This is a genomic window from Erythrobacteraceae bacterium WH01K, assembly GCA_027941995.1.
In the GTDB taxonomy this organism is placed as follows: domain Bacteria; phylum Pseudomonadota; class Alphaproteobacteria; order Sphingomonadales; family Sphingomonadaceae; genus CAJXSN01.
Map to the genome: position 1 here is coordinate 331,935 of CP115966.1, position 25,762 is coordinate 357,696.

Here is a 25,762-nt window from a genome sequence, read left to right on the forward strand (position 1 = left end):
ACCTATCTGCAGGCTTTATCCGCCCCGCGATATGCACTAACCGCCCTGCCCATCATGTCTGAAGCTCCCGACTATAAAAGCACCGTCTTCCTGCCGAAGACCGACTTCCCGATGAAGGCCGGCCTGCCGCAGAAGGAACCGGGCATCCAGGCCCGCTGGGAAAGCGGGAAGCTGTACGAGGAACTGCGCGCGGCGCGGGAAGGCCGGGAGAAGTTCATCCTCCACGATGGCCCGCCCTACGCCAATGGCGACATGCATATCGGCCACGCGCTGAACCATGTGCTGAAGGACATGGTCTGTCGCACGCAGAACCTGATGGGCAAGGACGCGCCCTATGTGCCCGGCTGGGACTGCCACGGTCTGCCGATCGAATGGAAGGTCGAGGAGCAGTACCGCAAGAAGAAGCTGAACAAGGACGAGGTTCCCCCGGCCGAATTCCGCGCCGAATGCCGCGCCTACGCCCAGAAATGGGTCGATACGCAGCGCGAGCAATTGAAGCGCCTTGGCATCATGGGCGACTGGGACAACCCGTACCTGACGATGGATTTCGAGGCCGAGGCGACCATCGTTGCGGAGCTTATGAAGTTCGTCGAGGCGGGCAATCTCTACCGCGGATCGAAGCCGGTGATGTGGAGCCCGGTCGAAAAGACCGCGCTGGCCGAAGCGGAGGTCGAGTACGAGGACATCGTTTCGACCCAGATCGACGTGGCGTTCGAGATTACGGAGAGCCCGATCGCGGAATTGGTCGGCGCGCATGCGGTGATCTGGACGACGACGCCGTGGACGATCCCTGTGAACCAGGCCTTGGCTTATGGGCCGGAGGTTGATTACGTCCTTTGGCGCGAGCGAGACGGAACACGCTTCCTCGTCGCATCGGCGTTGCTCGGCGATTTTCTGAAACGTGCTGGCTTAGGGCCACAAGCGACCGAGAACTCGGAAATCTACGGAGCAGTAGGTGAAAGGCATGGCGACAATGTTCAGCACTGGAAAGGCTCCGACCTCGCCGGAACCATAGTCCGCCACCCGATGCACCATCTCGGCGGGTTCTACGCCAGGCCCCGCCCCTTCCTGCCTGGCGAGTTCGTCACGACAGACTCCGGCACCGGCCTCGTCCACATGGCGCCCGACCATGGCGAGGACGATTTCGAGCTGTGCAAGGCGCATGGACTCGAACCGCAATTCGCGGTGATGGATGACGGGCGCTATCGCGACGACTGGGAATGGCTGGGTGCGGACGACCTCGACGAAGAGGGCAAGGAACGCCGCCGCTCCGTCATCAACAAGCCGTTCAATGCGCCGGACGGACCGATCTGCAACGATTTGCGCGAGGTCGGCGCTCTGCTCTCGGCGAGCGACGATTACCAGCACTCCTACCCCCATAGCTGGCGCAGCAAGGCCAAGGTCATTTTCCGCTGCACCCCGCAATGGTTCGTGCCGATGGACCGCGAACTCGAAGGTGAAGGCACGCTGCGAAGCCGTGCGACCTCCGAAATCGACCGCGTCCAGTTCATCCCCGAAAAGGGCCGCAACCGCATCGGCTCCATGGTGGAAGGCCGCCCCGACTGGGTGCTCTCCCGCCAGCGCGCATGGGGTGTCCCGATCACGCTGTTCGTCAAGAAGGGTACCAACGACTATTTGCAGGACGCAGACGTCAACGCCCGCATCGTGGCCGCCATCCGCGACGAGGGCGTCGATGCCTGGACCGAGGACCGGAAGGCCGACTATCTCGGCTCCGGCTACGACGCAGACAATTACGAGATGGTCACCGACATTCTCGATGTCTGGTTCGACAGCGGCTGCACCCACGCCTTCGTGCTGGAAAGCGGGCGCTGGCCGGCGCTGCAATGGCCGGCGAACCTTTATCTCGAAGGCAGCGACCAGCATCGCGGCTGGTTCCAGTCCTCGCTGCTCGAAAGCTGCGCCACGCGCGGCCGCGCGCCCTACGACCAGGTGCTGACCCATGGCTTCACCATGGCGAGCGACGGGCGCAAGATGTCGAAATCGCTCGGCAACACGATCGATCCGCTGAAAGTGATGGAGCAATACGGCGCGGACATCATCCGCCTGTGGGCGCTTTCGGTGGATTACACCGAAGACCACCGGATCGGCGACGAAATCCTGAAGGGCGTGGGCGACCAGTATCGCCGCCTGCGCAACACCTTCCGCTATTTGCTCGGCGCGCTGGACGGTTTCGTCGGCGACATGAGCGATGCGGGCGAAGTGCCGGAGCTGGAAATCTACGTCCTCTCGCTGCTGGCCGATCTCGACGGCAAGCTGCGCAAGGCGGCGCTGGAATACGATTTCAACACGTACACCCGCCTGCTGGTCGATTTCTGCAACGAGGACCTTTCCGCCTTCTTCTTCGATATCCGCAAGGATACGCTGTATTGCGACGGTCCGGACAGCACGGTCCGCAATGCCTACCGCACGGTGCTCGACCTGCTGTTCCACGCGCTGGTCCGCTACGTCGCACCGGTGCTGGTCTTCACGGCGGAAGAAGTCTGGAGCACGCGCTATCCGGACGATGGCGAACAGGGCGGCAGCGTCCACCTCCTCGAATGGCCGCAGGTCCCCGCCGTTACCGCTGATGTCTGGCGCTGGGAAAAACTGCGCGACCTGCGTGAGCGGGTGACGGAGGCGATCGAGCCGCTGCGCCGAGAAAAGACCATTCGTTCCAGCAACGAAGCCGACGTCGTCGTTCCGGCCTCTGCCGTTCCCGACGGCTTTACCGACGAAGCGCTGGCCGAGCTGTTCATTTGCGCGTCAGTCGCGCGCGGCGATGGAGACAGCGTGACAGTCACGAGATCCAGCGAAGACAAGTGCGGGCGCTGCTGGCGGCTGCTGCCTTCCGTCGAGGAAGACGGCGCGCTGTGCGACCGGTGCGCAAGCGTTCTGGCATGAGCAGCCTGTTCACGAAGAACCGGCTGATCGGCCTCGCCATCGCGGTGATCGTCTGCGCGGCGGACCAGTACATCAAGTGGCTGGTGCGCGTGCCGCTTGAACTGCGGGAGAAAGGCGTGATCGAGCTGATCCCGTTCTTCGACCTGCGCTGGACGCAGAATTTCGGCGTCTCGCTCGGCATGTTCGAGGCGACCAGCGTGGAAATGCGCTGGATTCTCGTGCTCGTCACCGCGCTGATCGCCGTGGTCGTCGCCATCTGGATGATGCGCGAGAGGGCGATGGGCGACATCCTCGGCCTGGCGCTGATCCTGGGCGGTGCGCTCGGCAATATCTACGATCGTTACACCTGGGGCTACGTGATCGACTATGCCGACCTGCATATCGGCGAATTCCGGCCCTTCCTCATCTTCAACGTCGCCGATGCGGCCATCACCATCGGCGTGTTGATAATCCTTGCCCGTTCCTTCTTCCTGCGCGACAGTGAAGAGGACACACCAAAGGACGCCGAAGCCGCGTCCCCGGAGACGAATTGATGCGTACCCTTGCGAAGTCCGCCATCCTGGCCCTGCCCACGCTCGCCCTTGCGGCCTGCGGCGGTGGCGGCTTGCTGGACCGTGACCGTCCGGACGAATTTGCCGTGCAGCGGCAGGCCCCGCTGGTCGTGCCGCCGGACTTCAACCTCGTTCCCCCGTCCGAAGGCGCACCGCGCCCGGTCGGCAACACCGCGCAGGAACAGGCGCTCGACGCCCTGTTCGGCGGCCCGGCCCCGCGCTCCAGCGTGGAAACCAGCGTCCTCGACCGTGCCGGAGAGGCTGCTCCCGGGATCCGTTCCGTCGTCGGCAGCGAGCGGACGAACACCGTCGCCAAGGGCCGCGTAACCCGCGACATCATCGCCGCGCCGGAAGGCGACGGTCAGGCCGCGCAGGCGGTTATTCCGGGTTAAGGACCCGGAATAACCTTTTTTGATTTGCGAACCCGCCTCCGCGGGTTCGTCCTCGGTGCTATTTCGACGCTTCGCGTCGAGCACCTGCGGGCGTGCAGTCGCCCTTGCGACGCGCTAGTCGCGCACCGGAATTCGCGACAAACTATTGGCTTGGGATGGTTCGGGGCCGTGAGGCCCCGCAAGGCCGACCGGCCGCCCGCAGCGACGCGACCTTCAGGTCGCATGAGCGAGGAAGCAAGGAGCGCGGACGCGCTCCGCCCGCAGGGTCCAAACAAAAAACTCGCGCCCTGCCTCCCGCGCAACGCCTGTAACCGGGTTCTAAATCAAACCCGCCAACGGCGAACTGGGATCCGCATATTTCCGGGTCGCCATCCGCCCTGCCAAATACGCATCGCGCCCGGCTTCGACCGCCAGTTTCATTGCGCGGGCCATGCGGATGGGGTCCTGTGCCTCGGCGATAGCGGTATTCATCAACACACCGTCGCAGCCGAGCTCCATCGCGACCGCCGCATCGCTCGCCGTGCCCACGCCCGCATCGACCAGCACCGGAACCTTCGCACCCTCCACGATAAGGCGGATAGTCACGCGGTTCTGGATGCCGAGGCCGCTTCCGATCGGCGCGCCCAGGGGCATGATCGCGACCGCACCCGCTTCCTCCAGCTGCTGCGCGGCGATCGGGTCGTCGGCGCAATAGACCATCGGATGGAAGCCTTCCTTCGCCAGCACCTCGGTCGCCTTCAGCGTTTCGCGCATATCGGGGTAGAGCGTGCGCGCTTCGCCCAGCACTTCCAGCTTCACCAGGTCCCAGCCGCCCGCTTCCCGGGCGAGGCGCAGCGTGCGGATCGCCTCGTCGGCGGTAAAGCAGCCGGCCGTGTTCGGCAGGTAGGTGACCTTTTTGGGGTCGATGTAATCGGTCAGCATCGGCGCCTTGGGATCGCTGACATTGACCCGGCGCACGGCAACGGTGACGATTTCCGCCCCGCTCGCCTCGAGCGCGGCGGCGTTCTGTTCGAAATCCTTGTACTTGCCCGTGCCGACAATCAGGCGCGAGGCGAAGGTCCGCCCGGCAACGCTCCAGCTGTCCTGCCCGGCATGGTCCCCGCCGCCGACGAAATGGACGATTTCCAGCCGGTCGCCCTCGGACAGGGCCACCTCGGCCAGGGTGGACCGAGGGGCGATTTCGCCATTATGCTCGACCGCGACCCTTGCCGGGTCGAGGTCCAGCTCGCGCACCAGCTGCGCGGCGGTCGATGCCGACGTGCTGCGGCTATCGCCATTGACGGTTACGGTGATGCTGGTGGCCTGTGTCTCGCTCATGCAGTGCGAGATAGCGGTCAGCGCGCCTCAGGCAAGTGCGGACGAAGGTTCAGTATGTGTCCAAGCGAAACCAGCGCCACGCCGATGATCGTCAGCACGGCCTCTTCCCATCCGTGCGGGGCGGCCAGTGCGCCGCCCATGAAGGTCAGGCCCATCATGGCAACGACGAAAGGAGCACGGCGGCGATGGCGCAAGGCTCCCCAGCCGATGGTGACGGCAGCAATGACCAGTGCGACCAGCAGGCCCCAGCGGTGGATTTCAGGGGCGAAGATCCATTGGCTGCCGATCCCCACCGCCGACACGATCAGGATGCTCGCCAGACAATGCAGGGCGCACAGGCCCGACAGAAGTATGCCGGCCCGGTCCATACGCTGGCGCATCGGGTTGAGGGATCGTGTCATGTGCGAACACAGATATGTAATAGTGTATCGTTTCGCAAGGAATTGATTCCGGCGGGGCTACGCCGACACGGTCCATGCGCCGTCTTGCAACTGCGCGAAAGGCATCCCACTAGGCACGCCATGGCCACTCCTGCCGCCCAACTCCGTCCATCCCGCGCCGAGTCGAATCGGAACGACCGGCCCGACCTTCTGATGCGCTGGCTGCTGTTCGTGGCCGGCATGGTAGTGACAATCGTGTTCGTCGGCGGAATCACCCGGCTCACCGAATCGGGCCTGTCGATCACGCAGTGGCAGCCCGTTACCGGTGCGCTGCCGCCACTCAGCGAGGAAGCGTGGCTGGCGGAATTCGCCGAATACCGAGCAACGCCGGAGTACCGTTACGAGGCTGCGGTCACCGGCATGACCCTGGCCGATTTCAAGTTCATCTATTTCTGGGAGTGGTTTCACCGCTTCATCGGCCGCCTGATCGGGCTGGCCTTTGCCCTTCCACTCGCCTGGTTCTGGGTTCGGGGCATGATCCCGTCTGGCTACAAGCTGCGGCTCGTGGTGCTGCTGTCGCTCGGCGCGCTGCAGGGGGCATTCGGCTGGTTCATGGTCCGCTCGGGCCTGTCGGGGCAGATGACCGATGTCAGCCATTTCTGGCTCTCCGTCCACCTGCTGACCGCGCTGTTTACGCTCGCCGGGCTCGTCTGGACAGCGCTCGACCTCAGATTCCTCGCGCGGACGGGGAAGAACCGGCCCTCACGCCTTCATGGGTGGGCGCTTGTCACGGCAACCGTGCTGTTCGTGCAGCTGCTGTTCGGCGCATGGGTGGCGGGTCTGAACGCGGGTCTGGTCTCGGATAGCTGGCCCTTGATGCAGGACCGCTTCGTACCAGAATATGGCAGTGCAAACGGCGTGTTTCATGCCGTGACGCACGACCCGTTCTTCATCCACTGGATCCACCGCTGGTGGGCGTGGGTCGCGTTTTTTGCGCTGCTCCTTTTCGCGCGGAGGGTGAAGGCCCGTGACCGGCGCGCATCGATTGCGGTCAATGCGCTGCTCGGCACGCAGATGCTGCTCGGCATTGCGACGGTCGTGACAGGGGTCGCGCTGTGGATCGCCGTGGCACACCAATTGGTCGGTGCTTTGCTGGTGGCGGCATTCGCATGGGCTGCGAATGTGCAAGGGCGCCCTGTCGATTCTGTCGCGCAGCTGGCTGCATCGCGCTCGTGAGGCTCATCGCCAAGCGGCCTTGAGCCACCGCATCCTTCTGATAGAGCGGCATTTATGGGTCGCGCAGTATCGGGTCAGGGGTTTTCGGGTGGCGTTCGCATGCCGGGCTTCTGGCTGGTGTTAGTCCTTGCTGCAGCGGGGATGCATGCACAAGCGTTGGCGAAGCCTGCGCCAGCGGGTGAGTTTGAACTTTGCCGAACGCTCGAACGTTCCTTGCGGGATGGCGAGTTTCTGGTCGTAGAGCGATGCTGGGACATTCGTTTCCGCGAGACCGGTGGCGCCACGGTCGTCGAGGGCGAACAAACGCATGTTCGCGTCGATGCCCCCGCCGCCCTCGCCCCGCTCGCCGCAATCGAGGAACGCCGCTCGGAAAGCGGCCTGTTCCCGGCCATTCTGGACGAGGACGGCCTGATAACCGCGCCAGGTAGCAAGACGGCACCCGCCTCTCTCGGCGAGACAGCGAGCGTGGCACTCGCATTGGTCCGGGATATTCGGCCCGAAGGCGATGCGGCCAACGCAATGAACGCATTCGTGCGGCAGGTGACTGCTGCATCGTCGCGGTTCCTGGGGCAGGTTCCGCGCGACCTGTTCTATCCCGTCCAAAGCAATGGTCGGCAGGAATATGCGCTCGACCTGCCGGATGGTTCGACAGGGTCGGTCCTGATCGAATACTCGGCGGCGCACCGGGCGTCAGACGGCCTTCTCTCGGCCGCCTCGCGCCGCATCGTCACATCGACAGGTGCGGGCGAGCGTGTGTCCACGGAGCGTTGGGAATTGCGCGAGCCGGCTCCCTAATTTACCGAGCGGTATCATATTACCTCTCCGCAAAGCCGCATCCAGCTTGACTTAGAAGCCGTTCCCGGCCATTTGGCCGCGCGGATCGGGGTATTGCGCACGCATTGCCCGGAGGCGTCGTATCGGACGCCTCGCTCCGGAACAGATACATAAGGATTTCAAGCCATGAAGGCGCTCCACAAGGCGACCCGGTCGATCAAGCCGGCCGAAGTCGAAAAAGACTGGCACATCATCGATGCCGAGAACCTCGTCGTAGGTCGTCTCGCAGCGATCATCGCCAACATCCTGCGCGGCAAGCACAAGCCGAGCTACACGCCGCATGTCGATTGCGGCGACCACGTCATCGTCATCAATGCCGACAAGGTGAAGTTCACCGGCAAGAAGATGACCGACAAGACCTATTACAAGCACACCGGCCACCCCGGCGGCATCAAGGAAACGACTCCGGCGAAGGTGCTGGAAGGCCGCTTCCCCGAGCGCGTCCTGGAAAAGGCCGTGCAGCGCATGATCCCGCGTGGCCCGCTGGGCCGCGACCAGATGCGCGCCCTGCATCTCTATAACGGCACCGAGCATCCGCATGACGGCCAGAAGCCGAAGACGCTCGACGTTGCTTCGATGAACCGCAAGAACAAGGCTACCGCATAATGGCCGACGACAACAAGAAACCCGCCGACGCCGCTGAAACGCCCGAAACCAAGGGCGCCGAAACCGAAGCGACGAAGAGCGAAGCACCCGCCACGGATGCAACCGAAACGCCGGCTGCGCCGACCGGTTCGGAAAAGTCCGACAAGGTCACCGATCTCGCCGATCTGGGCGACATCGCCGGCGACGCGCCGGATGCCGATGCCGGAGCGATCGCCAACAATCCCGCCACGCCGCTGCGCGAGCAGGAGCTGGACCAGCATGGCCGCGCCTACGCCACCGGTCGCCGCAAGGACGCCGTGGCCCGCGTGTGGATCAAGCCGGGCAAGGGCAAGATCGTGGTCAACGGCAAAGAACAGGAAACGTATTTCGCGCGTCCGACCCTGCGCCTGATCATCAACCAGCCCTTCACCATCACCGACCGCGAAGGCCAGTACGATGTGATCGCAACCGTTCGCGGCGGCGGCCTGTCGGGCCAGGCCGGTGCGGTCAAGCACGGCATCAGCCAGGCACTGACCCGTTACGAGCCGGAACTGCGTTCCACGGTCAAAGCGGCAGGCTTCCTGACCCGCGACAGCCGTGTGGTCGAGCGTAAGAAGTACGGCCGCGCCAAGGCACGTCGTAGCTTCCAGTTCTCGAAGCGCTAATTCGGCAAGGCTTCACAGCCGACAGATCACCAGGAAGGGCGGCCCTCGCAAGGGGGTCGCCCTTTTCCATGCCGTGGCCAGGCGCCATGCCTGTTCCGGCTGAACGGAGCTATCGGACGGGAGGGTCCGTGCGCGGCACCTTGTTCACGGGCGCGACCGGCTCTCCGGGAGACCGCGGCGGGATGGCGTCCTCCGGCACGTCCCGGATCATCATGTCCGGGGTGGACACCTCTTCCAGGTTGCGGACCTCGACCTGCAGCGTCTCGCCGTCCCAGCGCAATTCGTTGAAGCTCGGCGGCGTGGAGCGCGTACGCTTCGACAAGGTTCCCGCACCGATCATGCGGACAGAGCCATGCACCGTCTCTTCCATCAGGTCGAAGGCATCGTGAACATGGCCCGACAGCACGGCCAGCACGGGCCGCTTCGCCAACTCTGTCAGCGCCTTCAACCCGTTCTTCGTCAGCGCGGTCCCCTGCGTGCCGACTTCGCGCAAAGGATGGTGCACCGCGACCAGCGCCTGAGTGCCCGGGGGCAGCGCGTCGATCGCATCGAGGCATTTCTTCAGTGCACGGTCCGTTACCCAGCCCTTCGACCAGTTAAGGCGCGGCTGCGCCCGAACCGCGGTTTTCAGCGGAATGATGGCGATGCCCGGCAGGTCGATTTCCTTCTCGACCATGTCCTGCATTCCTTCGAACCGGCGATAGGGATCGAAGAACCGTTCAATGGGGTTGAAATAGGGCATGTCGTGATTGCCCACTTCGACCGTCACCGGAACGCCCAGACCGGTGATCCAGCGGGTGGCCGCAGCAAATTCGGAATGGCGCGCCCGCATCGTAAGGTCGCCGGTGATGGCGACCGCGGCGGGCTGGCGCTCCGCAATTTCGCGCTTCACCCAGTCGAGGGCCTCGTTGTCCTCCAGTCCGAAATGGATGTCGGACAGGTGGAACAGCAATGTCGTATCGGTCGGTCGGGTCATTCAGGCTTTCCAAGCAGGGCGACGCCGAGCGGGGCAAGGACAAATGTCTCCTCGCCTCCTCCATCGAAGCGTTCTCCGTCTATCATCAGTTCTATGGGAGCGTTTTCGGTGGACCGCAGCACGACCTCCGCTTCGCATCCCAGCACGTCGTGCGGGCCGGTACGGAAATCATGGCCGAGGATCGCAGCGCCCTGCGCCACGAATTCTGACAGGCTTTCGATGCGATACGCCTGGACCGTCATACCTTCGTTACCGGGTGACAGGCGAACCCCGGCATAGCCGCGCTCCCGCCCGATCTCGCGTCCGGCCGCGAATGCGCGGACCAGCGGGCCGTCGCGGCTGGTGGTAATGGCTTCCATCGATTTCGTGATGGTATCCGCGACATCCCAGTCACGCATTTCCTCCCGCACATCGGCCCACAGGGCGCCGGGCCCGCCCAGTATCTCCGACAAGGCGATCCAGTCTCGCCCCTTGATGCAGTCGAGGGCGACGGGCCCCAGGGCCCCGCGCCCCAGCGCGGCGATGATGGCAGGTGTTTCCACGTCGTCGAACAGCCTGTTGCACAACAGGTTCGCCGTGCCGCCCGGCAGGGGCAGGACTTCGCCGTCCCAGCCGTCAAGCGAGCGGATGACGGAATTCAGGGTCCCGTCCCCGCCATGCACGACCAGGCGGCCGACACGAGCAGCATCGAGCCGGGCGATTTCCGGCAGCTCTTCCGAAGAGCAATCGAAGGTGCGGGACACAGGCGAACCGGCCTCGGCCAGCAAGGATTGCAGTTCGCGTTCCAGCCCCTGGGTGTGACTGCCGCTCTTGCAGTTCAAGATCAGCCAGGTGCGCGGGCTTTGGTCCATGCCGGGATAGCGTTCGAGACCGCCAACACGTTCCCGTTCTTTCCCCTTCCCGTCAGACCCTTCTCGTCAGACCCTTCTCGTCAGACCCTTCTCGTCAGACCCTTCTCGTCAGGATCAGCCAGCCTGCGATACCGTTCAATGCCGTATAGCCGAGATAGCCCCAGGCCAGACCCGGCCAGCCATTGGCTGCCAGCAGGAGCGCTGCGAGCAGGACGAGGAATTCGAAGGCGAGGGTTATCCGCCCGCCCATCATGTGCACGAACCACGGCACCTGCCCGATCAGCGGATGTCCGCTTTCCAGCACGGCCTTGTGAACGGCAAAATTGCCGATGCCGAGCAGGAAGATCATCAGGATGGCCATCGCCGTCACTGTGCCACCTCGCCCGTCGATTGCAATCCGGCCTTCGTCCGGTGGTTTCTGACACCCGTCGGATGGCCGCAGCGCCAGTCGATACCGGCAGCGCGAAGGTCGAGAACACCGCGCTTCACCGCCCTTGCAGGCGTAGAAACGATCGGGCGGGAAGTTCCTGTTCATCCCCCCGAACCCTTCGCAACAGGGACCCGCACGACAGGAGAGAGACCATGAAAACCCTTGCATTCGGCATTGCCGCCATAGCCACCGCCCTCGCCGCCCCGGCAAGCGCGGAAACGATCGAGGTGCGCACTGCCGATCTCGATCTCGGCACCGTGCAGGGCCAGCGAACGCTGGATGCCCGCATCCACTCAGCCGCACGAAAGGTTTGCAAGGTCAGCTCCGCCCATGCCGGCGGACCGATGAAGGCGGGCGAGGCCATGCGCTGCGTCGATCGCGCCGAAGCGAGTGCCGTGCGCGCCTTCGCCTCCGCGCGGGCTGGCGGGATCCGCGGCGGCTGATCGGCCAAACTGGCGGGGTCCCCTTGCCGGGACCCTTGCGACCCGGGCCGGACGCAGTCCCCGGCCCGGGTTTTTTGTGCCTTGGTGCCGGGAGAGCAGCGAAATCGCGCTGGCGCGCGAGGCGGACTATCGGCCTGCCATCGCCTTCACCTTGGACAGATAGGTCCGCCCAATCCTGAGCGCCTCGCCGTTTTCCAGCTCTGCCGACCACACGCCCAGCCCGTCGTGCCGCAGGCCGCGAATATTGTCGCGGCGCAGGATGGTGGAGCGATGGATGCGGATGAACTGCGCAGGATCGAGCTTTTTCTCCAGCCCGGCAATCGTCTGCAGCAGCAGGTAGGAGCGATCCCCGACATGCAGGCGGACGTAATCGCGCTCCGCATCGACACGGTCGACCTGCGAGGTTTCGAGCCGGATCAGTTCCGAGCGGTGGGGAACCCACAGCTCCTTCAACCACTTGCTTCCGGCATCCTCGCGCAGCGATCCGCGGCGCTCTACGGAGCGGTCGATCGCCCGGGAAAGCCGGTCTTTCGCGACAGGCTTCAACACGTAGTCCACGGCGTCGCAATCGAAGGCCTCGACGGCGAAATTGCCATGCGCGGTGACGAATATCACGGCCGGTCCCGCGCCGTCGTCGCCCGCCATCCCCGCCAGTTTGCGCGCCACTTCCAGTCCGTCCATGCCGGGCATCGTCATGTCGAGCAGCACGAGATCGGGGCGAAGGGCCTTTGCCAGCCGGAGCGCGGCTTCGCCGTCATTGGCCGTGCCCACCACCGACAGGCTGCCGAGCTTCGCACAGATGACCTGCATCCGTTCGACCGCCAGCGGCTCGTCGTCCACGATCAGGGTCCGCATCGGTTCGTCCGTGTCGGCGGACGGCGCGGTCTGGCTTTCCGGTTTCGTCATGCGCAATCCTTCGGCAGAATGATCTGGGTAACATAGCCGGGACCGTCCTCGCGCGCGCCGGAGGTCACGGCAACTCCGTCGCCGAAGCGTGCTTTCAGCCGGTCGCGGACATTGGTCAGGCCGATGCCGAAACCGTGGGCGACGCGTTCCGGAACGCCCGCCCCGTTATCCGCGACGCGAATGACGATGGTCTCGCCCTCTTCCCGTGCGGAGACGGCGATGGTGACGTTCGCCTTGCTCGGCGCGACCGCGTATTTCACGCTGTTCTCGACCAGCGGCTGCAGGATCATGCCCGGAACGCGGCAGTCGGCGAGATGCCCGGGCAGGTCGAACCGCGTGGTCAGCCGCTCTGGGAAGCGCGCTTCCTCGATCTCGAGATAATGCTGCTGGAGCGCGAATTCGTCCGCCAGCGGGACGTCGGCAATCGTGTCTTCGGCCAGGCTGTGGCGGTAGAAATTGCTCATCGCCTGGATCATTTCCTCGGCACGTTCCGTGCGCCCCGTCATGACCAGCGACGACAGGGAATTGAGCGTGTTGAACAGGAAATGCGGATTGACCTGATAGCGCAGCGACCGAAGCTCCGCTGCCTTTGCCGCGCGGCGAAACTCTCCCTCGCGCCGCTCTGCCACCTGTGCCTGCGCCCCGGCCAGCAGCGCGAGGTAGAGCGATGCCCAGGCGATCAGCAGGAAGTAGCGGCCAAGCGCGATATCGCTGATCTGCCGCCACTTGTCGAAACCGCTGGGCGCACGCTGCAGCGTCACCGTCACCACGCCGCGCCCGTCGCTGCCGCCGGTATCGGGATCGTCCACTTCCCCCGCCACGCCCGGTATGTCGATCAGAACGTTGCCCGCCTCGTCCCGGCGCAGCTTCACACCCTCGCGCTCGCCGACCTTCTGGACGATCTTCCCCTCCAGGTCGGCAAAGACCATCTGGTTGATCTGGGCGATCAGGATCGAGGCCGGTAGCGCGGCGAGGACGGTGACGCCGACTTTCCAGCCGATCGAGCGATCGTCGACCAGCCGCAAGACAAGCCACAGTCCCGCGGTCACGGCCACGCCTGCCAGGCTGACCACGCCGCGCCGCCACAGCATTTCGTGCTGCAGTTCGAGGCCGAGGATCGATCCCCTGAGTGTCGTCAGCAGGAAATAGAACAGCCACAGCCCCACCATCGTCGCCAAGACGAGGCGGAATGGCAGGCGGGCCGTCTGGCCATCCGGATCGGAACGCAGGGCAAGCATGGCCTGATCCTACGCCCATACAGGGCAGGCGCGCCAGCACCGCTGGTCGAAAGGCCAGCGCCCTTCGTCGAGCGCACGGCCCTGCGAGGGATCAGCCTGTGGGCAGCAGGTTTTCCTTCGCGATACGCTCTTTCCACTGCGCCGGGGCCAGCGTGTGGACGTTGTTGCCATCGCTATCGACCGCGACCGTGACGGGCATGTCCTTCACCGTGAATTCGTAGATCGCTTCCATGCCCAGATCCTCGAACCCGACGACGCGCGATTCCTTGATTGCACGGCTGACAAGATAGGCCGCGCCGCCCGTCGCCATGAGATAGGCGACCTTGTAACGGCTGATGACTTCGACCGCGTCATGACCGCGTTCGGCCTTCCCGATCATGGCCAGCAGGCCGAGATCGAGCATCATCTCGGTGAACTTGTCCATCCGGGTGGCGGTGGTCGGACCGGCGGGGCCGACGACTTCGCCCATGACCGGATCGACAGGGCCGACGTAATAGATGGCGCGGCCCCTGAAATCGACGGGCAACTCCTCGCCCTTGTCCAGCATATCCTGGATCCTCTTGTGCGCCGCGTCGCGGCCCGTCAGCATCCGGCCCGACAGCAGCAGGCGATCGCCGTGCTTCCAGCTGTTCACCTCTTCCTGCGTCAGCGAATCGAGATCGACCCGGCGTGCGGAGGAATCGGGTTGCCAGTTGACCTTCGGCCAGTCGTCGAGGTTCGGCTTCTCGAGATAGCTCGGGCCGCTCCCGTCGAGGGTGAAATGCGCGTGGCGCGTCGCCGCGCAATTGGGAATCATCGCCACCGGCTTGCCGGCCGCATGGCAGGGCCAGTCATGGATTTTCACGTCGAGCACGGTGGACAGGCCGCCCAGTCCCTGCGCCCCGACGCCCTGTGCATTGACCGCATCGAAGATGTCGATCCGCAGTTGCTCGATATCGGTCTGAGCGCCGCGCTCTTTCAGCTGGCCCATGTCGATCGGATCCATCAGGCTTTCCTTGGCGAGCTGCATGCAGCGCTCTGCCGTACCGCCGATACCGATGCCCAGCATTCCCGGCGGACACCAGCCCGCCCCCATGGACGGGATCTGCTCGACCACCCAGTCGACGATATTGTCGCTCGGGTTCATCATCTTGAACTTCGACTTGTTCTCGCTGCCGCCGCCCTTGGCTGCGACGTCGATCGATACCGTATTGCCGGGCACCATCTCGACATTCAGGACGCAGGGCGTGTTGTCCCGCGTGTTGCGGCGGGTGAAGGCAGGATCGGCCAGGATCGAGGCGCGCAGCTTGTTCTCGGAATGGTTGTAGGCCTGCCGCACGCCTTCATCGACGACCTCCTGCAACGACCGGTCGCTCGCCAGCCGGCAATCCTGCCCCCATTTGACGAACACGTTCACGATGCCGGTGTCCTGGCAGATCGGGCGATGCCCCTCCGCGCACATCCGGCTGTTGGTCAGGATCTGCGCGATGGCGTCCTTCGCCGCTTCGCCCTGCTCCGCCTCGTAGGCCTCGCCCAGCGCGCGGATGTAATCCATCGGGTGGTAATAGGAGATATACTGGAGCGCATCGCAGACGCTTTCGATCAGATCGTCTTCGGTGATGGTAATCATGTCGCTCATCGACGCTGTGCTCCTGTCAGTCGAACCGGGCTCCCCCTTAGTCCGACAGTCCCTAAAGGGTCAAAACGATTGGCACGATTGTCGCCTGCCAAACATCGCGCCATGTTCGGTCCCGACTGGCGCAATGGTGGCAAAACGGTGGCAGCTTTGCGTGTTTGCGCCTATGGCATTGACCTGCTGTGTTGTTATTGTAATACACCCATAGAGGTTTTATGGATTTCCAGACCGCCCGCAGGGCCATGATCGACAGTCAACTGCGCACCAGCGGCGTCAACGAACCCTTCGTTCTCGAACGCATGGGCACCGTCCCGCGCGAGGATTTCGTGCCCGAGAGTGCGCGCAGCACGGCCTATATGGACCGCGCCCTGCCGCTGGGCGACGGCCGCTTCCTCGCCTCCCCCGTCTCGCATGGGCGGATGCTGGCAGAGGCGCATCCCCGCCCGGGCGAGCGCGTACTGGTGGTCGAGAACGGCAATGGATACCTCGCCGAACTGGTTCGTCCTGTCGCTGCGTCGGTCGATACGGTCGATGCGGACGCCGTCGCCGCCAACAAGACAAAGGCGAAGGATTACGATCTCGTGCTGGTCGACGGCGCGATCGAGGAACCGTCCAAAGCGCTGGTGAAATGCGTCGCAGCCAATGGCCGGATCGTCACCGGCCTGATCGAACGGGGCGTGCCGCGCCTTGCCGTGGGACGCCGGACCGGCGACCGGCTGGCGTTCGATACCGTGGCGGACACCAGCCTGCCCGCGCTCGGCGGTTTTGCACGCAAGAAGGAATGGAGCTTCTGATCATGCCGGGGAGGGTTTCGATCAAGCCACTGCTTCTGGGCAGCGCACTGGGTTGCATGGCCATGGCCACCCCCGCCCATGCCGACACGCTGCGCGAAGCGTTGGCACAGGCTTACGAGACCAACCCCGTCCTGCAGGCGGCCCGGGCCCAGCAGCGGGCGACCGATGAAACCATTGCAGTGGAAAGGGCCGCAGGCCGGCCCAATGCATCGGTTGCAGGCACGTATATCGAGTTCCTGAAAACCTCGGGCAACAGTTTCACGGCCCCCGACCGCACATTGCAGGTCGGCCCGGATCTTTCCGTTCCGGTCTATCAGGGCGGCGCGGTGAAGAACGCGATTCGGGCGGCCGACGAACGGATCGAGGCGGGACGAGCCGACCTTCGCGGGACCGAGAGCGCGATTTTCAGCCAGGTGGTCGCGGCCTATATGGACGTTCTCCAGGCAGAGGCTCTGGTCGGCCTGAACGTGAACCAGGTGCAGGTGCTTTCGACCAATGTCGAGGCGACCGGTGACCGGTTCGAGATCGGCGACCTCACCCGGACCGACGTCGCGCAGTCCCAGTCCCGCCTGGCCCTGGCGGAAGGCGACCTGCAAAGCGCGCGCTCCAACCTCATCGGTGCGCGCGAGACCTATATCCGGCTGGTGGGCGAATACCCCACCAATCTGGAGCCGCCGCCGCCGCTTCCCAACCTGCCGGACAGCCCCAATACCGCCGTGGACGTCGCGCTGGAGCGCAATCCCGACCTTATCGCCGCGCGCGAACGGGCCGACGCCGCCGGTTACGATGTCCGCGTCGCTGGATCGAACCGCCTGCCGCGCGTCAACGTCTTTACAGGGGCGGACTATTCCAACTTCTTCGGCTCGCTGGGCGGACCGACCTCGGCCCAGTTCGCGCAGTCTGAACTGACGGCCAATGCCGGGGTCCAGTTCACAATCCCGATCTATCAGGGCGGCCGCCCCGCTGCGCTGCGGCGGCAGGCACAGGCCCGCGAAGGTGCGGCGCTGGAACAGGTCATCGCGGCAGAGCGCGACGTCATCGCGCAGGTCCGCGCCTCCTTCGCCAGCTACCGCGCGGCCCTGTCGATCATCGATTCGTCGCGCACCGCCGTGTCGGCAGCGGAACTCAGCCTCGAAGGCGTGCGCGCGGAAAACTCGATCGGCAATCGCACGGTGCTGGACGTTCTGAACGCGGAACAGGAACTGCTTGTCGCCCGGGTCCAGCTCGTGACGGCGCGCCGCAACGCCTATGTTGCCGGCTTCTCCCTGCTGGCCGCGATGGGCCTGGCAGAGGCGCGCGATCTCGGCCTGGATGGCGGAACGCTGTACGATCCGCTGGTCAATTACGACCGCGTGTCGGGGCAATGGTGGGACTGGCAGCGCGACCCGGACCCGGTGCCCGTCTCGACACGCACCGTTGACATCCCCGCCGCCAATGCGACACTCCCCGCCGACACGCAGCCGGACGACCCGGCAGAAATTACGTCCGGCGTTCTGGGGGAATAGGGCATGGCACAGCCGAACGAGGCATCGGTCGAAGAGATCCTCGAATCGATCAAGAAGGTCATCGCGCGTGACAACCGCTCGATCGCGGCAGAGGCCCGGATGCGCCGTGAACGAGCCGCCAAGGTCGAGGACACGCCCGAACCCGCCGCCCCGGAAGAGGCGGAGGAAGTCCTCGATCTGGACGAATCGGCCATGGTTGCGGACACGGACGGCGATTCGCTGGTAGGTTCGGAAGATGTCGAACCGACGGGCGATGCGTTCGGCGAAGACCACGACCAGGACGACGATGACAGCGACGACGAGCGTTCGCCGCTGCTGAACGACAGCGTCTCGGACGCCATGCGCAGCAATCTCGCCGCATTGGCCATGCTCGCCCAGCCGCCTGCCGCCCCGCAAATCGTGCGCAGCGGGGAAACCTCGCTCGAAGGCATGGTGCGCGAGATGCTTCGCCCGATGCTGGCCGAATGGCTGGACGAGAACCTGCCCCCGATGGTCGAACGCATGGTGCAGAGCGAAATCAGCCGGATTGCCGGCAAGAAACGGTAACGCGCGTCAGGCGCCTGCACCGGCAGGCTGGCAAAAGGCTTGCAGGCATCGGCACTTGCGATAGACCGGCCTGCATGACCACATCCCTTCTCCGCCGTAGCGCCGCAGGCCTCGCGCTTGCGGCAGCGCTGACGACCACCGCCCCCGTTCTTGCGCAGGACACGCGCGCGATGCAGGCGGAGGATCTCGTAACCATGCCCCGGGTCGGGGCGCCCAGCGCCATGCCGGGCGGCCGGTTCGCGCTTGTCCCGGTCACCGAAACCGACCCCGAGACGTTCAAGCGAACCCGCCGCTATTCCGTGATCGACCTGCAGGGCGATAATCCGCATGTTTCGCCGATCGCCCTGCCAGATGGGGCCGCTTCGGTGCAGATGGGCGGCGACGGGGCGCTGTATTTCCTGAAAGCCGCAAGCTCGGCGGAAGACGGTGCCTCTGCGGAAGATCGCGCATCGGCGCCTTCGGCCATGCAGCTCCATCGCGCCGTCTTGGGTGAGGATGGAAAGCCCGGGCCGGCAGTGCAGCTGACGCGCTTCCTGAACGACATCGACGATTACAAGCTGTCGGCGGACGCGCGCGGCGTGGTCTTCGTCTCCCGCCTCGACCGCCGATGCACCGACCTCGATTGCACGCTGGATACGCCCAGCCGCGAGAGTTCGGACATCGGTACGGGCAGGCTCTACCGCGACGAAGACGGCTTCGTGCGCCACTGGGACCAGTGGGAGACGCCGGGCCATTACAATCGCGCCTTCGCCTACGAACTGGGTTCGGCAGGCGTATCGAATCCCGTCGCGCTCGATGGACCGGCAGGGGGCGAAAACGCGCTGGTCGGTGATACGCCCACCCAGCCATTCGGCGGGACGGAAGACATCGCGTTCAGCGCCGACCATGCCGATGTCTTCTTCACTGCCCGCAAGTCGGACGCGGCGGAGCCGACCTCCACCGATACCGACATCTACCGCATCACGCTCGGGGAAGGTGCAACTCCGGTAAACCTGACCGATGCCAACCGGGCCGCCGACGCCCTGCCCAGCCCGTCGCCTGACGGGAAATGGCTGGCCTATGCAGCGATGGCGCGGCCCGGTTACGAATCGGATCGCATGGTCATCCAGCTGCGCGATCTTGCCACTGGCGAAACCCGCGCCCTGACCCAAGATTTCGACCGCAGCTTCCACTCGCTCGCCTGGACGCCCGATTCGCGCTGGATCATCGCCACCGCGCAGGATGTGCTGGACAGCCCTGCCTTCCGCATCGATCCCATGACCGGATCGGTCGAGCGGCTGGACCTGATGCCCGGAAACGAGGCGCATCTGGGCAGCATCGTTCCACTCGGCGGTGGGCGGCTGCTGTTCACGCGCGATTCGATTGCCGCTCCTGCCGAGGTTTACCTGTCGGACAACTGGCAGGAAGCGCGCGCGGTCACCGGCGTGGCTACCGATCGCATCGCCGCGCTCGATCCGGTCCTCACGCAGCGCTTTTCCTTTGCCGGGGCCGGCGGCGACACGGTCTGGGGTCAGATTACAAAGCCCACCGCGCATGACGGCCGACTGCCCGCAATTCTCTACATCCATGGCGGACCGCAAGGATCGTTCAACGATGGCTGGTCCAGCCGCTGGAACCCGCGTGTCCTGGCCAGCCAGGGCTATGCCGTCATCTCCGTCGATTTCCATGGAAGCACGGGTTACGGGCAGGCCTTCACCGACAGTATCAACCGCGACTGGGGCGGCAAGCCGCTGGAGGACCTGCAAAAGGGCCTGGCCGCGGCGCTGGAGCAGGACAGCCAGATCGACGGCAGCCGCGCCTGCGCCATGGGCGCCAGCTATGGCGGCTACATGGTCAACTGGATCGCGGGCAACTGGCCGGACCGGTTCGATTGCCTGATCCAGCATGACGGCCTGTTCGACATGCGGATGTTCTATTACACGACAGAGGAATTGTGGTTTCCGCGCTGGGAATTCGGCGGCAGCTATACGCAAGCGCGCGAGACCTATGAACGCTGGAACCCGGTCAACCATGTCGAGAGCTGGCGCACCCCGATGCTGGTCATCGCCGGAGAGCGCGACTTCCGGATCCCCTATACGCAGGGCCTGGCCAGCTTCACCGCGCTGCAGGAACAGGGGGTGGAGGCGGAACTGCTGGTCTTCCCGGACGAGAACCACTGGGTCCTTGGTGCCGGCAATTCTCTGCAATGGCACCGCACCGTGTTCGGCTGGCTTGATCGCTGGCTGAAGCAGGAGCCGCAGGCGGATTCCGAATGAGCAAGGGCAAGATCGAGAAGGCGCAGAAGGCCTATGTGAAGATCGGGGCCGACACGATCGAGCGCCATATCTTCCTGTGCGCGATATCCGAGAAACAGAAATGCTGTTCGCGCGATGAAGGCGAAAAAGCTTGGAAATACCTTAAGAAGAGGATGAAGGAGCTTCGCCTCACGGGCCGCGGCGGCACGGTCCAGCGCACGAAGGCGGATTGCCTCCAGCTATGCGCCGCGGGGCCGATCGCGGTCGTCCAGCCGGGCAATGTCTGGTACCACTCATGCGACGAAGCCGTACTGGAACGCATCATCCAGGAACATCTTATCGGCGGCAATCCGGTGGAGGATTTCCGGCTGACCGTCCCGCCCGGCGAAGCCGGCTAGTCGCGGCGGCGCTCGTCCTCGATCCGGTCGTCGATCGATGCATCGTGGCCCGTGCCATTGGAGAGGAACACCAGCCCCATCAGCGCGCTGGTCAGTAGCATCGACAGGCCGATCCCCAGCGCGACCGCAATGTAGAAATGCACCGATTCGACGCCTTCCCGAAGGTAGAGCAGGGCCACCGCGATGCCCACGACGCCCACGGTGATCATCAGCATGAACCGCATCAGCCGCCGGTAACGGGCCCAGGCAAAGGCAGCCTTTTCCGGGTCTTCGAGCGGTGATTTGGGCGTCATGCGGACTGGTTCCTCATCGTGGCGGTTTCGGCCTTGCATCCGGATTCGCCATCTGCGCAGCTTCGTGGCATCTTCTCTTCCGGAGGGAAAGGAGGCGCCAATGCTTATCGAAGGGATTACCGCGCAGCGCGAGGCAGGCGATATCCTGACTTGCGAAGCAAGGCTACCTGTCCGGGAGGCGGTAGCGATGCTGGCAGGCAAGCGGATCGGTGCCCTGCCCGTGGTCGAGGATGGCAGGGTGCTGGGCATCTTCTCCGAACGCGACGTCATCTACCGCCTGGCCGACGAGGGCGAGGCCTGCCTGGCGCGTCCCGTAGGCGAGGTTATGACATCGCCGGCCATCACCATCACCTCGCGCGACCGGATCGACGATGCCCTCGCCCTGATGAGCAGGCGCCGGATCCGTCACCTGCCGGTGGTCGATGACGGGCGCTTCGTCGGCTTTGTGTCGATCGGCGATATCGTCAAATCCCGCATCGACGAGGTGGAAAGCGAAGCCGCGACCATGCGGACCTACATCCAGTCCGCCTGACGCAGCTTGAGGACGGGCCCCGCGCGTCCTACATGTGCTTCATGGCCGAGACACAGACCCGCACCCCGATGCTGACCGATGCTGCGGCGAAACGCGTCGCGTGGATTGCCGACAAACAGGGCAAGCCCGCAATCCTGAGGCTTTCGGTCGAGGGCGGCGGTTGCAGCGGGTTCCAGTACAAGTTCGAACTGGCCGACGCGCCCGAGGACGACGACCTGACCAGCCAGACGGCGGAGGCCCGGCTGGTGATCGACCCGGTCAGCCTCGACCTCGTCGCAGGCAGCAGCGTCGATTACGTGGAATCGCTGGGCGGCGCCGCCTTCCGGGTGGAAAATCCGATGGCTGCGGCTGGCTGCGGCTGCGGATCGTCCTTCGGGATTTGAAATTTACCTGAGCCATCGCATCGGGCAAGACACCGCCCATGCGTATTGCGACATTCAACATCAACGGCATCAAGGCCCGTCTTCCCCGCCTGCTCGAATGGCTGGAGGAAACCCGCCCTGCCGTCGCCTGCCTCCAGGAAATCAAGTCTCAGGACGATGGCTTCCCGGCGGAAGAATTCGAGAAGATCGGCTACAAGGCGATCTGGCACGGCCAGAAAAGCTTCAACGGCGTCGCGATCCTGGCGGACGGGACTGCGCCCGAAGAAACCATGCGGGGCCTGCCACCGCTGACGGAAGGCGAGGAACCGGACGAACAGTCGCGCTATCTCGAAGCGGATGTCGCCGGGGTGCGCATTTGCAATCTCTACCTGCCCAACGGGAATCCGCAGCCGGGCCCCAAATTCGATTACAAGCTGCACTGGATGAAGCGCCTGCGCGCCCGGATGCAGGAATTGTGGCGACAGGAATTGCCCACCATCGTGCTGGGCGATTTTAACGTCATACCGGAGGCGAAAGACACGTTTTCGGTGCGCGCCATGGCGGACGATGCGTTGACCCAGCCGGAATCGCGCGATGCCTATAACCACCTGCTCGCCGATGGCTGGACGGACGCGCTGGGAACACTGAACCCTCGCGGAGGCGTCTGGACCTACTGGGATTACCAGCGCGGGGCATGGCAGCGCGATCACGGGTTCCGGATCGACCACTGCCTGTTGTCGCCCGAACTTGCCGACCGGCTGCTTTCGGCCGGCGTCGACAAGGAATATCGAGGCCGCGAAAAGGCAAGCGACCACGCCCCTGTCTGGGTAGAGCTCGCGCCGCAGGACTAGCGCGACGACCGGATGACAAGATGAAAGGCCGCCGACTCCGATGGGAGCCGGCGGCCTTTTTCATCTCCTGCGACCCTGCAGGACGCCGAAATCAGCGATAGAAGATGTGCGTGTTGATCGCCACGCGGCGCGACTTCACCCGGGCCCAGCGCGGGCTCACATACTTTGCATGGAAATAGAGCGAATCCTCGGCTTCGCTGTCCCACAGCCCGCGGTGCGCGATTGTGGCGATCTTCTTGGCCTTCTGCCAGGCGCTGGAGCCGCGCGAGATACGCGGCATGCGGCCGTTCTTCACGAAACTGAACTGCGCGCGCTGGTAGACGACCCCGCAATAGTCGGAAGGAAACTGGTGCGAATCGGCCCGGTTGATGACGACCTGCGCCACGGCCAGCTGACCGTCGATCGGCTCGCCGCGCGATTCGAAATACACGGCACCCGCCAAGCATTCGAGTTCGCGGCTTAGATTGGCCGGGGCATCGATCGATGCGATCATCTCTCGCAGAGACGATGCGGAAGGGGCGGGTTCTTCGGCCGGTTCGGCAGCCGGGGAATCTTCGGTCGATTCTTCGGGAAGCGGCTGGACCACCTCTTCCGTGACGAAGACCGGGACCGTCTCGTCGACGACCGGGGCGGGTGCCTGCACCTGCTCGATTTCGCCGACTTCTGCATTTGCGCCGGAACCTTCGGCGCTGGCAGCGATTAGAACAAAGCCTGCCGCGATGGCGGCAAGGGAAATCTTGTGGGTCTTTCGACTCATTATACCGTCATTTTTGAGCGGTGAACGGACACTGACGCAGGCGGAGACCTGTTTGCGTTATATGCAATTATTTAGGTGGTCTTTTCTGGCCTGCCGGCCGCTCCCCGTCTGCGTGCTATCCCGTGGACCCCAATGTCCATGACGAGACGCCTGCGCTGCTGGAAGCTGGCGGGCAGATACGGGCCCTGACGCTCAAGTCAACTTAACGCGTTCAGAGTTTCGACGAACTGTGCGGGATCAGCGACATCTGCCTCCAGCACCCACAAATCCGGGTCGGAACCATGCCTTTTACGGCAATAGTCCGTAAAATCCTCTTCGTTTTCAACGGCTTTTGGAACAACCGGCGTCCAACGACGCGTGCCGTCCATCTGCGGCATCCTTTCCCAAAGTTGCGCGCTGGACCCGTTTTGCATGGTTAAGAGAAGGATGGTTCCCGCATCGCGTTCCCCTTTGAACAAGACGCTGGCAAACCCGCCCCGCCCTTCGACCAGGCGCCTGATCGCACCGATTTCGACGTGAGCGGGCAGGCGCGAATCGGTCAAGGCCGGTTTCCTGCGGCCGTTTTCACGGCGATTCGTAACCGGGCAGGCCGGAAAGAGGGATGTGCGAGCGCATGAACGTGCCCGTCCCCCGTCCGATTTCGTCGCCCTCGTGATCGATCAGACGGGATTCTGCGACCAGGACGCGGCGGCGGCCGCTCACCCACTTGCCCTCCGCGATGACTTCCCCCTCCTTCACAGGCTTCGTGAAATGCAGGTTGAAGGATGTCGTCAGCAGGAAACGGTCGGTGACGATGGTGTTCGCGGCATAGAAGGCCGCATCGTCCAGCATCTTGAAATAGATCGTCCCGTGGGCCGCGCCCGCCGCGTGATAGGCATCCGGCGTCACATGGAAGACGAGCCGTGCACGCCCCTCCTCTTCTATATGCAGGCGGGACCGGAAAAGGTTGTTGACCGGCGCGGAACTGTAAAGCCGTTCCAGTGCGCGGTAATGCGAGATCGCCCCGGATTCTGCAGGCTTCTCAGGCGGCATGGCGTTCGCTCACATTGGCCATCAGAGCATAAAGCGCGTCGGCATCCGGCGCAGAGAGCAGCAGGTCGCGCACTTCCTCGCTGCGAACCATGCGCGACAGGGCCGCCAGTGCATGAAGGTGGCTGACGCCTGCGTCCACCGGCGAGAAAAGACCCAGGACCAGGCTGACCGGCACTCCGTCCGTCGCATCGAAATCGACCGGCTTTTCCAGCCGCATCAGGCAGGCTCGGGGCCGACGCACCTTGTCCGATCGCCCATGCGGCATGGCGATACCGTTGCCGAACCCAGTGCTGCCCAGCGCTTCGCGCTCCTGCAGAGATTTCAGGAGTTCGTCTGATGTCGGCCCGTCTTCGTCTCCGGATAACAGGCCTGCCACTGCTCGCAGGATATCGTCCTTCGTCGCGGCATCGCTGACGACTACGGTTTCGGGCGATATTCGGTAAAACGCGCTCATCGTCGAAAATCTTGTCTCTGCTGGAAAGGGCCCGCACCATACGCGGCGTGAATGCCGCGCATGGCTGCCGGAAACGGCTGCTCGGGGCCGGCGGGTCAGCCGGGTTCGACCCAGCCCACCGATCCGTCGCGGCGGCGATAGACCATGTTGTGGCGACCGGTTCCAGCATTTTTGAAAAACAGCGCACCCGTATCGCGCAGATCCAGCATCATCACGGCATCGGCAACCGACGCTTCCGGGATGTCGACCTTGGTCTCCGCGACGACGACGGGGGCATCGCCGGCCTCTTCCGTTTCGGGTTCTTCTTCCGCAGGCTCGGGCGAAGCGAAAATGGTGTAGGCCGCCTCTTCCTGCCGCGCGGCATGATCCGCCTGTTCGTGGCGATCCTTCAACCGGCGCTTGTAGCGGCGAAGCTGCTTCTCGATCTTGGCGGCAGCCTTGTCGCAGGCTTGGTGCGCATCATGCGCTTCGGCGTGGCCCTTCAGGATAAGCCCCTGCATCACGTGCAGTACGATGTCGCAGGCAAAGGCGCCCGCCCCGGCCTTGCCGAACGTCACGTGGCTGGAGATGGCCCGGTTGAAATATTTCTCGACCATGCCTTCCATCCTGTCGCGGGCATGATCCTGCAGGGCTGCGCCCGTTTCGACCTGGTGACCGGAAACGCGAATATCCATGGCTCGGCTT

General features: G+C 64.4%; 31 protein-coding genes. 16 read left to right on the forward strand and 15 right to left on the reverse strand.

Going from position 1 to position 25,762, the window contains the following annotated elements:
* Positions 1-54: 54 nt before the first annotated feature.
* The 3 genes from ileS to PF049_01735 are packed head-to-tail and all read left to right on the forward strand — an operon-like array spanning position 55 to position 3,844.
* On the forward strand, positions 55-2,901 hold the full coding sequence (gene ileS / locus PF049_01725) for an isoleucine--tRNA ligase (GenBank protein ID WBY16911.1): 2,847 nt from the start codon (positions 55-57) through the stop codon (positions 2,899-2,901).
* Positions 2,898-3,434 carry a signal peptidase II gene (gene lspA / locus PF049_01730; protein WBY16912.1) on the forward strand — a complete coding sequence of 179 codons (537 nt, stop codon included), beginning with the start codon at positions 2,898-2,900 and terminating at the stop codon, positions 3,432-3,434. The genes ileS and lspA overlap by 4 nt, the downstream gene beginning before the upstream one ends.
* Positions 3,434-3,844, forward strand: coding sequence for a DUF3035 domain-containing protein (locus PF049_01735; GenBank protein WBY16913.1), 411 nt, complete (start codon positions 3,434-3,436; stop codon positions 3,842-3,844). Before lspA ends, PF049_01735 begins: the two co-directional genes overlap by 1 nt.
* A gap of 318 nt (positions 3,845-4,162) precedes the next feature.
* On the opposite strand, the gene thiS is transcribed toward PF049_01735, so the two are convergent.
* Positions 4,163-5,161 (reverse strand): sulfur carrier protein ThiS, encoded by a 999-nt coding sequence (gene thiS, locus PF049_01740; GenBank protein ID WBY16914.1) that lies wholly within the window; start codon positions 5,159-5,161, stop codon positions 4,163-4,165.
* A gap of 17 nt (positions 5,162-5,178) precedes the next feature.
* A complete protein-coding gene (locus PF049_01745) occupies positions 5,179-5,562 on the reverse strand; it encodes a MerC domain-containing protein (GenBank protein WBY16915.1) in 384 nt (127 codons plus the stop codon).
* A 120-nt stretch (positions 5,563-5,682) separates the two neighbouring features.
* Here PF049_01745 and PF049_01750 point away from each other — a divergent pair, with 120 nt between their 5' ends.
* The 4 genes from PF049_01750 to rpsI all read left to right on the forward strand — a co-directional run bounded on the left by PF049_01750 (position 5,683) and on the right by rpsI (position 8,861).
* Positions 5,683-6,777 (forward strand): COX15/CtaA family protein, encoded by a 1,095-nt coding sequence (locus PF049_01750; protein ID WBY16916.1) that lies wholly within the window; start codon positions 5,683-5,685, stop codon positions 6,775-6,777.
* A gap of 156 nt (positions 6,778-6,933) precedes the next feature.
* A complete protein-coding gene (locus tag PF049_01755; protein ID WBY16917.1) occupies positions 6,934-7,572 on the forward strand; it encodes a hypothetical protein in 639 nt (212 codons plus the stop codon).
* Between the two features lie 165 nt (positions 7,573-7,737).
* Complete coding sequence (gene rplM, locus PF049_01760; GenBank protein ID WBY16918.1) at positions 7,738-8,217, forward strand: 50S ribosomal protein L13; 480 nt, start codon at positions 7,738-7,740, stop codon at positions 8,215-8,217.
* Positions 8,217-8,861 carry a 30S ribosomal protein S9 gene (gene rpsI / locus PF049_01765; protein WBY16919.1) on the forward strand — a complete coding sequence of 215 codons (645 nt, stop codon included), beginning with the start codon at positions 8,217-8,219 and terminating at the stop codon, positions 8,859-8,861. The genes rplM and rpsI overlap by 1 nt, the downstream gene beginning before the upstream one ends.
* A gap of 109 nt (positions 8,862-8,970) precedes the next feature.
* Here rpsI and PF049_01770 read toward each other — a convergent pair whose 3' ends face one another.
* The 4 genes from PF049_01770 to PF049_01785 all read right to left on the reverse strand — a co-directional run bounded on the left by PF049_01770 (position 8,971) and on the right by PF049_01785 (position 11,177).
* Complete coding sequence (locus PF049_01770) at positions 8,971-9,837, reverse strand: metallophosphoesterase (protein WBY16920.1); 867 nt, start codon at positions 9,835-9,837, stop codon at positions 8,971-8,973.
* The gene (locus tag PF049_01775; protein ID WBY16921.1) at positions 9,834-10,688 is read right to left on the reverse strand and encodes an acylglycerol kinase family protein; all 855 of its coding nucleotides are present in this window, start codon (positions 10,686-10,688) and stop codon (positions 9,834-9,836) included. Before PF049_01775 ends, PF049_01770 begins: the two co-directional genes overlap by 4 nt.
* A 94-nt stretch (positions 10,689-10,782) precedes the next feature.
* A complete protein-coding gene (locus PF049_01780; GenBank protein WBY16922.1) occupies positions 10,783-11,049 on the reverse strand; it encodes a hypothetical protein in 267 nt (88 codons plus the stop codon).
* Between the two features lie 5 nt (positions 11,050-11,054).
* Positions 11,055-11,177 (reverse strand): hypothetical protein, encoded by a 123-nt coding sequence (locus PF049_01785; GenBank protein ID WBY16923.1) that lies wholly within the window; start codon positions 11,175-11,177, stop codon positions 11,055-11,057.
* A gap of 93 nt (positions 11,178-11,270) precedes the next feature.
* Between PF049_01785 and PF049_01790 the strand changes: the two genes are divergently transcribed.
* On the forward strand, positions 11,271-11,561 hold the full coding sequence (locus PF049_01790) for a UrcA family protein (GenBank protein WBY16924.1): 291 nt from the start codon (positions 11,271-11,273) through the stop codon (positions 11,559-11,561).
* Positions 11,562-11,687: 126 nt separating this feature from the next.
* Here the strand turns inward: PF049_01790 and PF049_01795 are convergent, their stop codons facing one another.
* The 3 genes from PF049_01795 to PF049_01805 all read right to left on the reverse strand — a co-directional run bounded on the left by PF049_01795 (position 11,688) and on the right by PF049_01805 (position 15,323).
* Positions 11,688-12,467, reverse strand: coding sequence for a LytTR family DNA-binding domain-containing protein (locus PF049_01795; GenBank protein ID WBY16925.1), 780 nt, complete (start codon positions 12,465-12,467; stop codon positions 11,688-11,690).
* Entirely contained in the window at positions 12,464-13,705 is a 1,242-nt protein-coding gene (locus PF049_01800) for a histidine kinase (GenBank protein ID WBY16926.1), read from the reverse strand. The genes PF049_01795 and PF049_01800 overlap by 4 nt, the downstream gene beginning before the upstream one ends.
* Before the next feature lie 91 nt (positions 13,706-13,796).
* Positions 13,797-15,323, reverse strand: a complete 1,527-nt coding sequence (locus tag PF049_01805; GenBank protein ID WBY16927.1) for a fumarate hydratase — start codon at positions 15,321-15,323, stop codon at positions 13,797-13,799.
* A 212-nt stretch (positions 15,324-15,535) separates the two neighbouring features.
* Between PF049_01805 and PF049_01810 the strand changes: the two genes are divergently transcribed.
* The 5 genes from PF049_01810 (at position 15,536) to PF049_01830 (ending at position 20,797) form a co-directional block, all read left to right on the forward strand.
* Complete coding sequence (locus PF049_01810) at positions 15,536-16,114, forward strand: protein-L-isoaspartate O-methyltransferase (GenBank protein WBY16928.1); 579 nt, start codon at positions 15,536-15,538, stop codon at positions 16,112-16,114.
* 2 nt (positions 16,115-16,116) lie between these two features.
* A complete protein-coding gene (locus tag PF049_01815) occupies positions 16,117-17,619 on the forward strand; it encodes a TolC family outer membrane protein (GenBank protein WBY16929.1) in 1,503 nt (500 codons plus the stop codon).
* 3 nt (positions 17,620-17,622) lie between these two features.
* The gene (locus tag PF049_01820) at positions 17,623-18,165 is read left to right on the forward strand and encodes a DUF2497 domain-containing protein (protein WBY16930.1); all 543 of its coding nucleotides are present in this window, start codon (positions 17,623-17,625) and stop codon (positions 18,163-18,165) included.
* A gap of 74 nt (positions 18,166-18,239) precedes the next feature.
* Positions 18,240-20,420: a S9 family peptidase gene (locus tag PF049_01825; protein ID WBY16931.1), complete on the forward strand. Its 2,181-nt coding sequence runs from the start codon at positions 18,240-18,242 to the stop codon at positions 20,418-20,420.
* On the forward strand, positions 20,417-20,797 hold the full coding sequence (locus PF049_01830; protein ID WBY16932.1) for a (2Fe-2S) ferredoxin domain-containing protein: 381 nt from the start codon (positions 20,417-20,419) through the stop codon (positions 20,795-20,797). The genes PF049_01825 and PF049_01830 overlap by 4 nt, the downstream gene beginning before the upstream one ends.
* Here PF049_01830 and PF049_01835 read toward each other — a convergent pair.
* Complete coding sequence (locus tag PF049_01835; GenBank protein ID WBY16933.1) at positions 20,794-21,090, reverse strand: hypothetical protein; 297 nt, start codon at positions 21,088-21,090, stop codon at positions 20,794-20,796. The genes PF049_01830 and PF049_01835 overlap by 4 nt on opposite strands.
* A 100-nt stretch (positions 21,091-21,190) precedes the next feature.
* On the opposite strand from PF049_01835, the gene PF049_01840 reads away from it, so the two are divergent.
* Genes PF049_01840 through xth form a run of 3 tightly spaced genes read left to right on the forward strand, consistent with a single transcriptional unit; the run spans position 21,191 to position 22,835 of the window.
* Positions 21,191-21,622, forward strand: a complete 432-nt coding sequence (locus tag PF049_01840; GenBank protein ID WBY16934.1) for a CBS domain-containing protein — start codon at positions 21,191-21,193, stop codon at positions 21,620-21,622.
* Positions 21,623-21,663: 41 nt separating this feature from the next.
* On the forward strand, positions 21,664-22,005 hold the full coding sequence (locus PF049_01845; protein ID WBY16935.1) for an iron-sulfur cluster assembly accessory protein: 342 nt from the start codon (positions 21,664-21,666) through the stop codon (positions 22,003-22,005).
* A gap of 38 nt (positions 22,006-22,043) precedes the next feature.
* Positions 22,044-22,835, forward strand: a complete 792-nt coding sequence (xth, locus tag PF049_01850; protein WBY16936.1) for an exodeoxyribonuclease III — start codon at positions 22,044-22,046, stop codon at positions 22,833-22,835.
* A gap of 91 nt (positions 22,836-22,926) precedes the next feature.
* Here the strand turns inward: xth and PF049_01855 are convergent, their stop codons facing one another.
* The 5 genes from PF049_01855 to raiA form a co-directional block, all read right to left on the reverse strand.
* On the reverse strand, positions 22,927-23,592 hold the full coding sequence (locus PF049_01855) for a cell wall hydrolase (GenBank protein ID WBY16937.1): 666 nt from the start codon (positions 23,590-23,592) through the stop codon (positions 22,927-22,929).
* A gap of 197 nt (positions 23,593-23,789) precedes the next feature.
* Positions 23,790-24,134, reverse strand: a complete 345-nt coding sequence (locus tag PF049_01860; protein ID WBY16938.1) for a DUF1491 family protein — start codon at positions 24,132-24,134, stop codon at positions 23,790-23,792.
* A 22-nt stretch (positions 24,135-24,156) separates the two neighbouring features.
* Positions 24,157-24,624: a PaaI family thioesterase gene (locus PF049_01865; GenBank protein ID WBY16939.1), complete on the reverse strand. Its 468-nt coding sequence runs from the start codon at positions 24,622-24,624 to the stop codon at positions 24,157-24,159.
* The gene (locus PF049_01870; GenBank protein ID WBY16940.1) at positions 24,614-25,078 is read right to left on the reverse strand and encodes a PTS sugar transporter subunit IIA; all 465 of its coding nucleotides are present in this window, start codon (positions 25,076-25,078) and stop codon (positions 24,614-24,616) included. Before PF049_01870 ends, PF049_01865 begins: the two co-directional genes overlap by 11 nt.
* 95 nt (positions 25,079-25,173) lie before the next feature.
* A complete protein-coding gene (gene raiA / locus PF049_01875) occupies positions 25,174-25,752 on the reverse strand; it encodes a ribosome-associated translation inhibitor RaiA (protein WBY16941.1) in 579 nt (192 codons plus the stop codon).
* Between the last annotated feature and the right edge of the window lie 10 nt (positions 25,753-25,762).